Consider the following 14,234-nt stretch of genomic DNA (forward strand, 5'->3'; position numbering starts at 1 on the left):
TCGTGGGTGCCGTAGCGGTCACCGACCCGGGTCAGTCCCGTGCCGCCTGGTTGGCGGCGTCGACGATGGCGGGCAGCAGACCGGGGACCGCGTCCTCGACGGCGTCGGTGCGCAGACGCTGATAGGTCTGGCCGTCGATGGTCAGGCGCTCGATCAGGCCCGCCTCGCGCAGGATCTTGAAATGGTGGGTCGCGGTGGATTTGTTGATCGCGTCGTAGAGCGCCGAGCAGCGGACCGGGGTACCCGCGTTGGCCATGCGGCGAACCATCTCCAGGCGGACCGGATCGTGCAAGGCGCTCAGCACAGTGGGGAGCCCGGCGACCGGCAGGGTCGGCGCCGGGGGGAGACCGTTAGCCTGTGTCATGATCTACCTCACTCGGGGGTTTGATACTCATCATACTAGGCGTAGGGTCTACGTCGTTCGATGGTGATCAAACTCTGCTGATAGGGGCTGCCATGGTGGCGTCGACGATCGCTCCGGTCGAGTCGGGGAAGCGGTGGGCCTACGGGCTGGTCCTCGCGGCGAGCGCGGTGGCGCTCGGTGTCTCCGGCGCGCCCGCGCCGCTCTACGGCATCTATCAGACCGAGTGGCACCTCTCACCGCTCACCACCACCATGGTGTTCGCCGTGTACGCGGTGGCCGCCCTCGGCGCGGTGCTGGTCTCGGGCCGGATCTCGGATGTGGTCGGCCGCAAGCCCGTGATGGTGGCCGCGTTCGCGACCATGATCCTGGGCCTGGTGGTGTTCCTGCTCGCCGACTCCGTGCCGATGCTGTTGCTGGCCAGGGCATTACACGGCGCCGCGGTCGGCGCGACCGTGGTCGCGGGCGCCGCGGCCCTGCTGGACCTGCGGCCCACACACGGAGCGCGGTCCGGTCAGCTCAGCGGAGTGGCGTTCAATGTCGGAATCGCGGTCGCGGTGCTGGGCACCGCGGTGCTCGCGCAGTACGCGCCCTCGCCGCTGCGCACGCCCTATGTGGTGATCGCGGTGATCTGCCTGGCCGCGGGTGCGGGCATCCTGGCGGTGAGCGAGCCGCACACGGCCCGGGTGAAGTCGCGGATCACGATCGCGAAACCCGCTGTCCCGCACGAGATCAGGGCCGACTTCTGGTTCTCCGCGATCGGCGTGATGGCGGCCTGGTCGGTGCTGGGTGTGCTGCTGTCGCTGTATCCGTCACTGGCCGCGGCCGAGACCGGCGTGCACAACCTGGTGTTCGGCGGCGTCGTCGTCGCGAGCACCGCGCTCGCCGCCGCGCTGGCACAGCTGTTCGCCTCGCGGATTCCGGCGCGCCGGGCCGCCGTCATCGGCGACCTCGGCATGGCCGCCGCGCTGCTGGCCACCATCCCGGCCCTGGCCACCAAGCAGCCCGCCGTCGTCGTGCTCGCCGGGCTGGTGCTCGGTGCCACCTTCGGTCTGGGCTTCGGTGGTTCGCTGCGGCATCTGTCGGAAGTCGTTCCGCCCCACCGCCGGGGCGAGACCATGTCGGCCTACTACCTGCTGGCCTACTCCGCGATGGCGTTGCCGACCCTGGCCGCGGGCTGGGCTGCCACCACCTGGGGCCTGTCGACGGTCTTCCCGTGGTTCATCGTGCTCGTCTCGGTGGCCTGCGTGCTGGCCGCGCTGCTCGGGCTCCGGGGAACCCGGGCAGCGCGGGTGAACTAAGCGGGCCAGCCGCCGTAGGGCACGGTGATCAATTCCATGAAGTGGCCGTTGGGGTCGAGGAAATAGACCCCGCGGCCACCGTCGTTGTGATTGATCTCGTTGACCCCGTGTTGCATCGGGTCGGCCCAATGATCCATTTCGTAGCGCTGGATCTTGGCATAGGCAGCTTCGAACTCGGATTCCGAGACGAGGAATGCGTAATGCTGCGGCTGGATTTCGGAAACATGCGGCGGCACCTTCGCGAAATCGAAGGTGACGCCGTTGGCGACGGGGATCGGAATGAACGGACCCCACTCTTTTCCTATGTCCAACCCGAGGAGATCCGCCCAGAATTCGGCGGTTTCCCGATTATCGCGACATCCGACAATGGTGTGATTGAACTGTACTGGCAGTGGATTTCTCCTTGTTCGTGATGGCGCCGACCCTGGGCACGGTACGAGGCGGCCGACAGGAGCACCATCACCGCGAACGAGATTAGCCACCGATCCCGGATCGTGCAATGGCCGCGCGGGGTAGCGTCGCGCACATGAGGATTCGTGGAGCCGTCCTGGAACGCATCGCCGCGCCCGCGCCGTTCGCCGAGTCGCAGCCGATCACCGTGTGCGATCTCGAGCTGGCCGCGCCGGGCCCCGGGGAACTGCTGGTCCGGATCGAGGCGGCCGGACTGTGCCACTCCGATCTGTCGGTGGTCGACGGCAATCGGGTACGGCCGGTGCCGATGCTGCTCGGACACGAGGCGGCCGGGGTGATCGAGGCGCTGGGCGACGGAGTCGCCGATGTGGCGGTGGGGCAGCGGGTCGTGATGACGTTCCTGCCGCGCTGCGGCGAGTGCGCCGGCTGCGCGAGCAACGGCCGCACCCCGTGCGCGCCCGGCAGCGTCGCCAACAACGCGGGTGAGCTGCTCGGCGGGGGCCGCAGGTTGCGCCGAGACGGCGCCGAAGTGCACCACCACCTGGGCGTGTCCGGTTTCGCCACGCACGCCGTCGTCGACCGGCGCTCGGTGGTCCCGGTCGACGCCGACGTGCCACCCGAGGTCGCCGCGGTGCTGGGCTGCGCGGTGCTCACCGGCGGCGGCGCGCTGCTCAATGCCGCGCAGCCGGGCAGGGGGGATCGGATCATGGTCGTCGGGCTCGGCGGCGTCGGCATGGCGGCGGTGCTCGTCGCGGTCTCGCTCGGTCTCGGCGAGGTGATCGCCGTCGACACTGTTCCCGAAAAGCTCTCGCTGGCAAAGGAATTCGGCGCCACCGCCGCGTTCACGCCGGGCGAGATCGCCGAGCGGGGAGTGCAGGCCGAGGTGGTGGTCGAGGCCGCGGGCAATGTGCGCGCCTTCGAGACCGCCGTCGCCGCCACGGCGCCCGGTGGCGTCACGGTGACGGTCGGCCTGCCCGCTCCCGACGCCACCGCGACGATCTCGCCGCTGGCCCTCGTCGCGCAGGGGCGCAGCATCGTCGGCAGTTACCTCGGCTCGGCCGTGCCCGAGCGCGACATCCCCGAATACGTGCGCCGGTGGCGGGCCGGCACCCTCCCGCTGGAACGCCTCGTCTCCGCCCGGATCGGGCTCGACCAGGTCAACGCGGCGATGGACGAACTCGCGGCGGGCGCGGCACTGCGCCAGGTGATCGTGTTCGACTGACCTCGCCGCCGGGTCACCCGTCGCTGCTCGATAGGCTTGCCGGTAAGGGTGAAGCGAGACACGAGGAGATACGGGTGACCATTCGGGTCGGAGTGCTCGGAGCACGCGGCAAGGTCGGACAGGCCATCTGCGCGGCCGTGGAGGCGGCGGCCGATCTGGAGCTGGTCGCCCAGGTCGACAAGGGTGACGCGCTGGAGACGTTCACCGAGACCGGCACCCAGGTGGTCGTCGATTTCACCCATCCCGACGTGGTGATGGGGAACCTGAAGTTCCTGATCGAGAACGGGATCCACGCCGTGGTCGGCACCACCGGCTTCGACGAGGTGCGCCTGGCCGAGGTCCGGGGCCAGCTGGCGCAGCGTCCCGAGGTCGGCGTCCTGATCGCGCCGAACTTCGCGATCGGCGCGGTGCTGTCGATGCGGTTCGCCGAGCAGGCGGCGCGGTTCTTCGAGTCGGTCGAGGTCATCGAGCTGCACCACCCGAACAAGGCCGACGCGCCCTCGGGCACCGCCTACCGCACCGCCGGGCTGATCGCCGCGGCTCGCGCGGAGGCGGGCGTCGGCCTGAGCCCCGATGCCACCACCACCGAGCTCGAGGGCGCCCGTGGCGCCGACGTCGACGGTGTGCGGGTGCATTCGGTGCGGCTGGCCGGCCTCGTCGCGCACCAGGAGGTGCTGTTCGGCACCCAGGGCGAGACGCTGACCATCCGCCACGACTCCATCGACCGCAACTCCTTCGCGCCCGGCGTGCTGCTCGGGGTGCGCGAGATCGCCGGGCGGCCGGGGCTGACGGTCGGGCTCGACCCGTTCCTGGATCTGTGAACGCGTCCGAACCCGCCGCGTGGCGACCTGATCGTCAGGTCGTGAAAATCGTCGCGCTGGTGGCTTTCCTGGTGCTGGCGCTGATCTACTACTTCGTGCGCCTCGGCGGGCTGGCCATCGCCTACATCGCCGACGGCGGGTTCGCGGGGATCGCGATCGGCATCGGCATGCTGCTGCTGCCGATCGTCGGCGTGTGGATCGTGTGGGCGACGCTGCAGGCCGCGCTCGCCCACCAGCACCTGGCCCGGCGGATCGACGAGGAGGGCCTCGAGGTCGACACCTCGGAGCTGCCCCGACGGCCCTCCGGCCGCATCGAGCGCGACGCCGCCGACGCGCTGTTCGCGCGGATCAAGACCGAATGGGAAGCCGACCCGGACAACTGGCGCTCTTCCTACCGGCTCGCCCGCGCCTACGACTACGCGGGTGACCGCACCCGCGCCCGCGAGACCATGCGCCGCGCGGTCGCCCTGGAAAAGCTGGAACGCGAGGAATAGCCCGTGGCCCGGTTGCTGCTCGTCCACCACACCCCGTCGCCGCACACCCAGGCGATGTTCGAAGCGGTCCTCGCCGGCGCCACCGATCCCGAGATCGAGGGTGTGGAGGTGGTGCGCCGCGCCGCCCTGGCGGTCACCGCCGTCGACGTCCTCGAGGCCGACGGCTATCTGCTCGGCACCCCCGCCAACCTCGGCTACATGAGCGGCGCGCTCAAGCACGCCTTCGACACCGTCTACTACCCCTGCCTGGACTCGACTAGGGGCCGGCCGTTCGGCCTCTACGTCCACGGCAACGAGGGCACCGAAGGCGCCGAGAAGGGCGTCACCGCCATCACCACCGGCCTCGGCTGGGTGAAGGCGGCCGACTACGTGGTGGTGTCGGGCGCACCGACCAAACCCGACCTCGAGGCGTGCTGGAATCTCGGTGCGACGGTCGCGGCGCAGTTGATGGCCTGAGCCGGCGCGCTCCCCACCGTCGAACCCCCGAGGCCGGTGAGCAGTCGGTGGAACGCCGTGGCCGCATCGGCTGAGGCCGCGTACCCCCGCGACGTGGGCGGATCGGCGTGGCCCCGAATTCTGGTGGGCTGACAGTCGGCGGTCCGATGCGGTAGAACTCGACACCGACGGGTTGCGGGCTGGCCGCGGATGGGTGTTCGAGATGGGGAGTGGTCGGTGAGCGAGTTGCAGCAGACTCCGGCGGTACGGCGGATCGGACTGGTCGAGGACCACGAGTCCGTCGCGATCGGGCTGGCGGCCATGCTCGGGCCCGAACCCGATCTGGACCTGGTCGCGACCGCCGATACCGTGGCCGGGCTGCTCGCCGCCGACGACGCCCTCGACCTGGTCGTGCTCGACCTGCGCCTACCCGACGGCTCGACGCCCGAGGACAACGTCACCACGCTGCGCGAACGCGGCATCGAGGTACTGGTGTTCACCGGTGCCGACAACGCGTTCCTGGTGCGTTCGGCGGCCAAGGCGGGCGTGCTCGGGGTGCTGCGCAAGTCCGAGAGCGTGGCGACCGTGGTCGCGGCGGTGCGCCGGGCCGCCTCCGGGGAACAGGTCGTCACCACCGACTGGGCCGCCGCGATCGACGGCGATCCGCAGCTGTCCGACGTCGGGCTCAGCCCGCGTCAGGAGGAAGTGCTCATGCTGTACGCCTCGGGGGAGAAGGCGTCGCGGGTGGCCCGGCTGACCGGCCTGTCCGAGCAGACCGTCAACGACTATCTCGGCCGCATCCGGCAGAAATACGCGGACGCGGGCAGGCCCGCCCCGACCAAGACCGACCTGTACAAACGGGCCGTCGAGGACGGCTGGCTGCCCGTGCCGGAACGTCAGCAGCGCACGTGACCGCCACCGCGGTCCGCCCGGCAGCCGGGCCCGTCGCGGTGGACACCGAGCTCTCCCGGGCGGCGACCGATCAGATCCTGCGCCGGCTCGGCGTCGTCATCGGCGTCGGCGCGATCATCGTGATGACCCTCGAACTACCCGCCGTGCTGATCCAGCCGATCAACCGCTCGGTGTGGCCCGAGGTGCACCTGGTTGCCGCGTACCTGTTCTTCGCGCCGCTGGCGATCGTGTCGGCGCGCGGGCCGGTCACCGCGATCCGCCGGGTCGCCGCGGCGGCCGCGATCTGCTATCTGGCGGCCACCGTGACGACGCCGCTGGTGTATTCGGTGGTGACGGTCGGATCGTTCGCGTCGTGGCCGTATCGCGGGCTGGTCCTCGGGGTGATGGCCGGCGGTCTGGCCTGGTCGGTGCGCACGGCCTCGTGCTTCGCGGCGGTGCTGGCCGTGGCCACCAGCGCGTCCAATGCCGCGGTGGTGCCGGACAGTTCGGCGTGGGCGCTGTTCGGCGACGTCACCAGGGCGCTCGGGGTGGCCGCGCTGTTCCTGTGGTGCGTGGTCTACGCGCGCACCGCCGCCGAGCGGGTCGACAGGGAGGCCGTCCGGCAGCGCTCACGCGCGGCGACAGTCGCCGCGACGGCGGCCCGGGAACGCGAGGCCGCCCGCTTCGCCGCGCTCATCCACGACGCGGTGCTGTCGACCCTGCTGGAGGCATCGCGCACGACGGGCTCCACCGCGGCGCTGTCCGCGCAGGCGACCCGCACCCTCGACCAGCTCGAACAGGCGCGCAGCGCACCGGAAATCGACCATCTCGACGCCGCCGCGGCGGTGGAGTTCCTGCGCGCCGCGGTGCGCGAGGTCGATCCCGACGTGCCGGTCCAGGCGGCGCGACGCGGCGCGGATCTGTGCCTGCCGCTGGAATCGGCGCAGGTGCTGGGCGCGGCGCTGAGCGAGGCCGTGCGCAACAGTGTGCGCCACGCCGACGTGGCGGGCAGGCGGGTGCGTCGCGAGGTGGCCGTCACCGTGGCCACCGGCGGCATCAAGGTGGTGCTCTCCGACGACGGCGCCGGCTTCGACCCGGCCCGGGTGCCCGCCGACCGGATGGGCATCGCCGGCAGCATCCTGGGCCGGATGCGCACGCTGCCGGGCGGGGCGGCCTTCGTCGAGTCGGCCCCCGGCACCGGCACCGTGGTGACCCTGGTGTGGGGCAGCCATGGCTGAGCGGGACCTGCCCTTCGGCATGCGCGACCTGTTCGGCCTCAGCGACGGCATGGCCTGGCTGTTCGTGGTGATCTTCGAAGCCACCATCGTCATGTACCTGCGGGTGAACTTCGACATCGTCCCACCGATCCCGGCCGCCGTCGCGCTGGTGCTGATGGCCGTGGCCGCGCTGGTCGTGCTGGTCTTCCCGGTGGATCCGCTGCCGTGGCCCGCCACCGCCTACGTCGCCTGCGCGGGACCGGCCGCGATGGCGCTGACGGTGCCGTGGATCGAGAATCCCACGGGGTTCTCGCATCAGCTGTGGACCGCCTATCCGACCTCGTATCTGCTGGCGATGCTGGTGCTGCGCGGGCGGATCCTGTCGGCCTGGCTCGGTGTCGCGGCCGCCGCGACGGTGCTCGTCACGATGGGGGTGTTCACCACCTGGCATCCGGAGACGGTGGTGCGGGCGCTGACCCCGGTCGCCACCGTCGGCGTGGTGACGGTGTTCATGGCGATCGTGCGGCCCACCCAGCGCTCGCTGCGGGAATTGCGCGGCCAGGCCAACCGGCGCGCGGCCACCGAGGCGGCACTGGCCGCGGCGGGCGCCGAACGCGACCGGCAGCTGACCCGCCTGGACCTGCTCGCCCGGCCGATACTGGCGCGCATCGCCGAGGGCGCCCATCTCACCGACGACGAACGCGAACAGTGCCGACTGCTCGAGGCCGAACTGCGCGACGGACTGCGCGCGCCCGAACTGGTCACCGAACAGCTCAGCGCCGCCGCGCGCGCGGCTCGCGCGCGCGGCGTGGAGGTCACCCTGCTCGACGACGGTGGCTTCCGCGGCGTGCCGACCTGGGTGCGCCACAACGTCATCGATGCCGCGGTCGAGGCCCTCGACAGCGCCGAGGAGGGCGCGGTCACGGTGCGGGTGCTGCCGATCGGGCGGCGCTGGGTGGCGACCGTGCTGGCCGCCGCCGCGGCCGGTGACCGGCGCACCGAGATCGACACCGCGGGCGTCGTGCGGGTCTCCACCTGAGCCGCGCGCACCTGTCGTACCCCTGTGTCAGGCTGAGGGAATGCAGCGGATGAATGCGGCGACGGCCCGGCGGATCGCGCTGGCCGCGCAGGGTTTCGGCAAACGTCGCCCGGCCAACCCGAACCGGCGCTCCGTCCTCGACGTCGTCGCCAGAACCCGTCTGCTGCAATTGGATTCGGTCTCGGCGGTGGTGCGCGCGCACTACGCGCCGGTGTTCAGCCGGATCGGTCCCTACGACCGCACGCTGCTGGAGAAGGCGGCATGGAGCGACAGCCCGCGGGCCCGGCGCGGCCTGGTCGAGTACTGGGCGCACGAGGCGGCGCTCATCCCGGTCGCGGACTGGCCGCTGCTGCGCTGGCGGATGGCCGAGTACCGGCACGGGCGGTGGTCGGGCATGCGCAAGGTCATCGAACGAAATCCGACCCTGGGCAAGGACATCCTCGATGTCGTCACCGAGGTCGGCGCGTCCAGCGCGGGCGAGATCGAACGTCATCTGGAGCTGGACAAACCGCGCCCCAAGGGCACCTGGTGGAATCTGAGCGATACCAAGATGGTGTGCGAGCAGCTCTTCGCCGCCGGCGAGCTGTCCATCGCGCGCCGGGCCGGGTTCACCCGCCAGTACGACCTGACCGAACGCGTCGTTCCGGCCGATGTCCTGGACCGCGAGATCGGCGAGGACGAGGCCATCCGCGAGCTGCTGCGCCGGTCCGCCCGCGCGCTCGGCATCGGCACCGAGCCCGACCTGCGCGACTACTACCGCCTGAACCGGCGCCAGAGCGCCCCCGCCATCGCCGATCTCGTCGACGCGGGCGAGTTGATTCCGGTCGACGTCGACGGCTGGGACGCGCCCGCCTACCTGCATCCGGAGGCGAGCACCCCGCGCCGGATCACCGGCGCCGCCCTGCTGTGCCCGTTCGACCCGCTGATCTTCTTCCGCCCACGCACGCAGCGGATCTTCGACTTCCACTACCGCATCGAGATCTACACGCCGGAACCCCAACGGGTGCACGGCTATTACGTCTTCCCGTTCCTGCTCGACGGTGCGCTCGTCGGCCGGGTCGACCTGCGCGCCGAGCGGGGCAGCGGCAGGCTGCTCGCGCCCGGCGCGTTCGCCGAACCGGGCTACGCGACGGCCGAGACCGCGCACGCGTTGCGCGGCGCGCTGCGGGAGATGGCCGACTGGCTCGAACTCGACGACGTCGTCATCGGCGAGCGCGGCGACCTGGCCCCGCTGCTGTGACCGGCTACCAGCCCTTCGGGCCCTGGCCGCGCATCTGATCGCGCAGTGTGTTGGTGACCGCGCCCGAGAGCCAGGAGTTCAGCGACTGCCCGTTCTGCGCCGCCGCCTCCTCGGCCTTGGACTTGAGCTGCTCGACCAGGCGCAGGGTGACGCGGCTGATGTCACCGGTCATCTCCTCGAAGGTCGGCGGTTCCTCCGCGCCCGACGGCGTGTTCTTGCGCACGTCGGCCACCGCGTCGGTGCCGTCGAGGCGGACGTGCACGGTGCGGTCGCCGAGTTCGGTGCTGATCTCCGCGGCCAGCTCCGACAGTGCCGACAGCAACACGAGCCTGCTCGAACTCTCCACCGCGGCGGCCAGTGCGGCAGCGGTGGCCTGCGTTTTCTCGTCGCCGAGTGCGGCGGCGGCGATCAGTTCCTCGCGCAGCCGCGCGGTGTGAGCGTTCAGATCCATGACATCAGTGTGGCGTCATATCTGACATCACGCAAGGATGGTCGTGATGTCACCCCGGACGGGGGGTGACGGCGAAAAACACCCACCGGCAGCCGGATCGGCCGCTAGGGTGTCGAGGCTCATCTGGCGACCGGGTAGCCTTTCTGACCATGACGAACGGTGAATCGACGCCAACGGAGCTGCACGCGTCCGGCACGGTAGGTGTCGCGATGGTGACCCCCTTCAGCGCTGCGGGCAAGCTCGACGTCGATGCCGGTGTTGCTCTGGCCGCGCGCCTGGTGGACCGCGGCGTCGATCTGCTGGCCATCTCGGGGACCACCGGTGAGTCGCCGACCACCACCGAGACCGAGAAGGCCGAGCTGCTGCGCGCCGTCGTCGACGCGGTCGGCGATCGCGCCACCGTGATCGCGGGCGCGGGCACCTACGACACCGCCCACTCGATCGAACTGGCGCGCGCCGCCGAGAACGCCGGCGCGCACGGCCTGCTCGTGGTGACCCCGTACTACTCGCGCCCCACGCAGGAGGGCCTGCTCGCGCACTTCACCGCGGTCGCCGACGCCACCTCGCTGCCGGTGACCCTCTACGACATTCCACCGCGGTCGATCGTGCCGATCGCCATCGACACGATCCGCCGCCTCGCCGACCATCCGAACATCGTCGCGGTGAAGGACGCCAAGGGTGACCTGGTCTCCGGCGCCGATCTCATCGCGACCACCGGTCTGGCGTTCTACTCCGGCGACGACGGCCTCAACCTGCCCTGGCTCTCGGTCGGCGCCACCGGATTCATCAGCGTCATCGGGCACGTCGTGCCCGAACGCCTGCGCGAGATCCACCAGGCCTACACAGCCGGTGACGTGGCCAGGGCCAGAGAGATCAACGCGACACTGTTGCCGCTGTTCGCGGCCATGACCCGCCTGGGAGGTGTGGCGATGTGCAAGGGAGCTCTTCGATTGCTCGGTGTCGATGTGGGGGAACCCCGGTTGCCCCAGCTGATGCCGACGCAGGCGCAGCTCGACGCGCTGGCGCTGGATCTGCAGGCCGCGGGGGTGTCGGCATGACCGAACCCACCGCTCGCAAGCCGCGTCGCCGGTCCGCCTCTCGCGCCGCCGGCGCGCCCGAACCCACCCCGGTCGAGCAGGTCGCGCCGCCGAAGCAGGCCGCCCCGGCCACCGAACCGGTCGCCGAGATCGTCGCCGAGGCGAACCTGGTCGGTGATGCCGAGGTGGGCACCGATCTGATCAGCGTCGCCGAGGAGCAGGCCACCGCGCCGAAGAAGGCGACCTCGCGCCGCGCCAAGAGCAAGCCCGCCGCCGAGCAGGCCCCGCAGCAGCAGTCCCGTGGCGGCGGCGGCCGTGGCCGGCAGGGCGGCGGCCGTGGCCGGGGTTCCGCGCCCGTGGCCGAGCCGCGCGAGAAGGCGCCCCAGGACCGGCTCGGCGCCCCGCCGAAGCTGCCCAAGAACGGCCTGCGGGTGTTCGCGCTCGGCGGCATCGGCGAAATCGGCCGCAACATGACCGTGTTCGAGTACGACGGCAAGCTGTTGATCGTCGACTGCGGTGTGCTGTTCCCCGAGGACCAGCAGCCCGGCGTCGACCTGATCCTGCCCGACTTCCGGCCCATCGAGGACCGGATGGACGACATCGTCGCCATCGTGCTCACCCACGGTCACGAGGACCACATCGGCGCGGTGCCGTTCCTGCTGCGCAACCGTCCCGACATCCCCGTGATCGGCGCGCGGTTCACCCTCGCGCTGGTCGCCGCCAAGTGCCGTGAGCACCGGCTGCAGCCCAAGCTCATGGAGGTCGCCGAGGGCGAGACCACCGTGCACGGCCCGTTCGAGTGCGAGTACTTCGCGGTCAACCACTCGATCCCCGACGCCATCGCGGTCGCCATCCGCACCAAGGCGGGCGTCGTGCTGCACACCGGTGACATCAAGCTCGACCAGCTGCCGCTCGACGGCCGCCTGACCGACCTGGCCGGCTTCTCCCGCCTCGGCGACGAGGGCGTCGACCTGTTCCTGGTCGACTCCACCAACGCCGAGGTCCCCGGCTTCGTCACTCCCGAGCGCGAGATCGGCGGGGTGCTCGACAATGTCATCGGCAAGGCGCGCAACCGCGTCATCGTCGCCTCCTTCGCCAGCCACGTGCACCGCATCCAGCAGGTCGTCGACGTGGCACAGAAGTACAACCGCAAGGTCTGCTTCGTCGGCCGCTCGATGGTGCGCAACATGCAGATCGCCCAGGATCTGGGCTATCTGACGGTGCCCGACAACGTGGTCGTCGAGATGGACCAGGCCGCGAACCTGCCCGGCAACCGCCTGGTGCTGATCTCCACCGGTTCCCAGGGCGAACCGCTCTCGGCGCTGGCCCGGATGGCGCGCGGTGACCACCGCCAGATCAACATCCGCGCCGACGACCTGATCGTGCTGGCCTCCTCGCTGATCCCCGGCAACGAGAACTCGGTATTCGCGGTGGTCAACGGCCTGGCCCGGCTCGGCGCCACGGTCATCACCCAGCAGAACGCGAAGGTGCACGTCTCCGGTCACGCCTCGGCCGGTGAGCTGCTGTACCTGTACAACGCGGTGCGCCCGACCAACGCCATGCCCGTGCACGGCGAATGGCGGCACCTGCGCGCCAACGCCGCGCTCGCGGTGGCCACCGGCGTGCCGGAGGAGCGGGTCGTGCTGGCCGAGGACGGCGTGGTGGTCGACCTGGTCGACGGCATCGCCTCCATCGTCGGCCGGGTTCCGGTCGGGCACGTCTACGTCGACGGGCTCTCGGTCGGCGACGTCGGCGAGTCGACCCTGTCGGACCGCCTGGTCCTGGGCGAGGGCGGTTTCATCTCGATCACCGTCGTCATCGACTCGACCACGGGCAAGGCCGTCAGCACCGAGCTCAACGGCCGCGGCTTCTCCGACGACCCGACCGCGCTCAACGGCGCGAACGAGCTGGTGGAGTCCGAGCTGCTGCGGCTGGCGGGCGAGGGCATCACCGACACCCACCGCATCGCCCAGGGCGTGCGCCGGGTGGTCGGCCGCTGGGTCGCCGACACCTACCGTCGCCGTCCGATGATCGTGCCGACGGTCATCGGCGTCTGACCTTCCGAGACCGACAACCGCCGGGCGACACTGTCGCCCGGCGGTTGTCGTCGCGGGTCAGGCCTGGCAGGCCGCGGAGTCGAGCTTGGCCGACTTCACGATGTTGCAGGCGAAGGTGTGCGAGACCTTCCAGGAATCGTCCTCGGCGACGAAGTCGACGAAGGCGTCCTGCACCGGCTTGCCGTCGATGGTGACATCGGCGTCGGCCTTGAGCTTGCCGTCGGCGGGCTCGCCGACCTTGGTGATCGCGACGGTCACCTTGTTCTTGTTCGCGGCGTCGACGAACTTGTCGACCAGCATCGGATCCTGATCGGCGTCCTCGATGTAGGTCTTCTTCTCGTCGCCGGTGAGCTTGCCCGCCAGCGCCTTGTTGATCCGGCTGTTCAGTTCCTCGGCGGTCGGCTTGGGCAGGTTGGGCGGGGTGGTGACCGCGAGGTCGCCGCCTTCTTCCTTGCCCTGCTTGGTATTGCCCGATTCGAAGGCGCCGCCCGTGGCGGTCGTGCTGCTCGCGCCCGCGCTCGACGAGCCCGAATCGCTGCTGCACGCGCTGAGCCCGAGCGCCGCGACGATCGCGACGAGGGCGGTGGCGGTCTTCAGTGGACGGTTGGTCACTACAACTCCCCAGATACTGTTCTCGATACGGGTCGGGCTAGAGCTGGTAACCGCTGGTGCAGTTCCAGTGCTTGATGCTGGCGTTGCCCGGATTGTTGTTCAGCGCTTCGCGTTTGGCGCCGCCGATGGTCGAGGCCGAGCCGTAGCTCCACCAGCCGCGCGAGATCGCGATGGCGCCGCAGCCGTTGCGATACGACACCTTCACATCGCACCCGCCGCCGCCTCCGCCGCGCCGGCATGCCGCCATCGCGCCTGCCTCCGCCTCGGCATAGCTGCCGTAGTCGGTGGCGTACCCGTAGACCCCCGGTTTGATCGATACCGCGATGGCACCGTAATTGCTCGACTGCGCCTGGGCCGGAGCGATGTGCCCCGCGAACAACGCCGCGGTGGTGGCACCGAGCACGGCCGCGCTGGTGAGCATTCTCTTCACTTGTTGCTTCCCCTTCGTAAGCACGGGTCAACCGACCCGATGGAGCGCAGTCAACGTACCGAGCGGCACCTCGCGCGCGCCAGCCGTAGCGCCGCCTACGGGCCGAAATACAGGAGTTCGGTAAGGATTCGACAAGTCCGGGCCCGCGAAACGCGGTCGCGCGCGAGTTTTCCCCACGCTGACCGGGGGCCCGCGACCTGCGCCTGCGGGTGAGA

Annotated in this window: 16 protein-coding genes; 11 read left to right on the top strand and 5 right to left on the bottom strand. The window is 70.7% G+C overall.

All coding sequences use genetic code 11. The features are described 5' to 3' along the window. Positions 1 to 31: 31 nt before the first annotated feature. A complete protein-coding gene (locus ACIO52_RS12255) occupies positions 32 to 364 on the bottom strand; it encodes a helix-turn-helix transcriptional regulator (protein WP_218717776.1) in 333 nt (110 codons plus the stop codon). A gap of 92 nt (positions 365 to 456) precedes the next feature. Here ACIO52_RS12255 and ACIO52_RS12260 point away from each other — a divergent pair, with 92 nt between their 5' ends. Further along, complete coding sequence (locus ACIO52_RS12260) at positions 457 to 1,662, top strand: MFS transporter (RefSeq protein ID WP_218717777.1); 1,206 nt, start codon at positions 457 to 459, stop codon at positions 1,660 to 1,662. Here ACIO52_RS12260 and ACIO52_RS12265 read toward each other — a convergent pair. Further along, positions 1,659 to 2,054, bottom strand: a complete 396-nt coding sequence (locus ACIO52_RS12265; protein ID WP_218717798.1) for a VOC family protein — start codon at positions 2,052 to 2,054, stop codon at positions 1,659 to 1,661. The genes ACIO52_RS12260 and ACIO52_RS12265 overlap by 4 nt on opposite strands. Before the next feature lie 134 nt (positions 2,055 to 2,188). On the opposite strand from ACIO52_RS12265, the gene ACIO52_RS12270 reads away from it, so the two are divergent. The 8 genes from ACIO52_RS12270 (at position 2,189) to ACIO52_RS12305 (ending at position 9,432) form a co-directional block, all read left to right on the top strand. Further along, positions 2,189 to 3,295: an alcohol dehydrogenase catalytic domain-containing protein gene (locus tag ACIO52_RS12270; protein WP_316575513.1), complete on the top strand. Its 1,107-nt coding sequence runs from the start codon at positions 2,189 to 2,191 to the stop codon at positions 3,293 to 3,295. Positions 3,296 to 3,369: 74 nt separating this feature from the next. Then, positions 3,370 to 4,116, top strand: a complete 747-nt coding sequence (gene dapB / locus ACIO52_RS12275) for a 4-hydroxy-tetrahydrodipicolinate reductase (protein WP_218717779.1) — start codon at positions 3,370 to 3,372, stop codon at positions 4,114 to 4,116. Between the two features lie 41 nt (positions 4,117 to 4,157). Continuing rightward, positions 4,158 to 4,610: a hypothetical protein gene (locus ACIO52_RS12280; RefSeq protein WP_374104846.1), complete on the top strand. Its 453-nt coding sequence runs from the start codon at positions 4,158 to 4,160 to the stop codon at positions 4,608 to 4,610. Positions 4,611 to 4,613: 3 nt separating this feature from the next. Beyond that, on the top strand, positions 4,614 to 5,066 hold the full coding sequence (locus tag ACIO52_RS12285; protein WP_218717781.1) for an NAD(P)H-dependent oxidoreductase: 453 nt from the start codon (positions 4,614 to 4,616) through the stop codon (positions 5,064 to 5,066). A 189-nt stretch (positions 5,067 to 5,255) separates the two neighbouring features. After that, complete coding sequence (locus tag ACIO52_RS12290) at positions 5,256 to 5,957, top strand: response regulator transcription factor (RefSeq protein WP_218717782.1); 702 nt, start codon at positions 5,256 to 5,258, stop codon at positions 5,955 to 5,957. Beyond that, a complete protein-coding gene (locus ACIO52_RS12295; RefSeq protein WP_316575511.1) occupies positions 5,954 to 7,174 on the top strand; it encodes an ATP-binding protein in 1,221 nt (406 codons plus the stop codon). Before ACIO52_RS12290 ends, ACIO52_RS12295 begins: the two co-directional genes overlap by 4 nt. Beyond that, entirely contained in the window at positions 7,167 to 8,192 is a 1,026-nt protein-coding gene (locus tag ACIO52_RS12300) for a hypothetical protein (RefSeq protein ID WP_402643660.1), read from the top strand. Before ACIO52_RS12295 ends, ACIO52_RS12300 begins: the two co-directional genes overlap by 8 nt. Positions 8,193 to 8,232: 40 nt before the next feature. Continuing rightward, positions 8,233 to 9,432 carry a winged helix-turn-helix domain-containing protein gene (locus ACIO52_RS12305; protein ID WP_402643663.1) on the top strand — a complete coding sequence of 400 codons (1,200 nt, stop codon included), beginning with the start codon at positions 8,233 to 8,235 and terminating at the stop codon, positions 9,430 to 9,432. Positions 9,433 to 9,436: 4 nt separating this feature from the next. On the opposite strand, the gene ACIO52_RS12310 is transcribed toward ACIO52_RS12305, so the two are convergent. Then, complete coding sequence (locus ACIO52_RS12310; RefSeq protein ID WP_218717786.1) at positions 9,437 to 9,883, bottom strand: toxin-antitoxin system HicB family antitoxin; 447 nt, start codon at positions 9,881 to 9,883, stop codon at positions 9,437 to 9,439. 149 nt (positions 9,884 to 10,032) lie between these two features. Between ACIO52_RS12310 and dapA the strand changes: the two genes are divergently transcribed. Next, entirely contained in the window at positions 10,033 to 10,941 is a 909-nt protein-coding gene (gene dapA / locus ACIO52_RS12315) for a 4-hydroxy-tetrahydrodipicolinate synthase (protein WP_218717787.1), read from the top strand. Then, a complete protein-coding gene (locus ACIO52_RS12320) occupies positions 10,938 to 12,977 on the top strand; it encodes an RNase J family beta-CASP ribonuclease (protein ID WP_316575509.1) in 2,040 nt (679 codons plus the stop codon). Before dapA ends, ACIO52_RS12320 begins: the two co-directional genes overlap by 4 nt. Before the next feature lie 57 nt (positions 12,978 to 13,034). On the opposite strand, the gene ACIO52_RS12325 is transcribed toward ACIO52_RS12320, so the two are convergent. Both ACIO52_RS12325 and ACIO52_RS12330 read right to left on the bottom strand, forming a co-directional pair. Then, positions 13,035 to 13,589, bottom strand: coding sequence for a hypothetical protein (locus ACIO52_RS12325; RefSeq protein WP_402643668.1), 555 nt, complete (start codon positions 13,587 to 13,589; stop codon positions 13,035 to 13,037). Positions 13,590 to 13,626: 37 nt separating this feature from the next. Beyond that, positions 13,627 to 14,010 (bottom strand): DUF4189 domain-containing protein, encoded by a 384-nt coding sequence (locus ACIO52_RS12330; RefSeq protein ID WP_218717789.1) that lies wholly within the window; start codon positions 14,008 to 14,010, stop codon positions 13,627 to 13,629. Positions 14,011 to 14,234 lie beyond the last annotated feature (224 nt).

Source organism: Nocardia sp. NPDC087230 (genome assembly GCF_044744725.1).
GTDB lineage: Bacteria > Actinomycetota > Actinomycetes > Mycobacteriales > Mycobacteriaceae > Nocardia > Nocardia canadensis.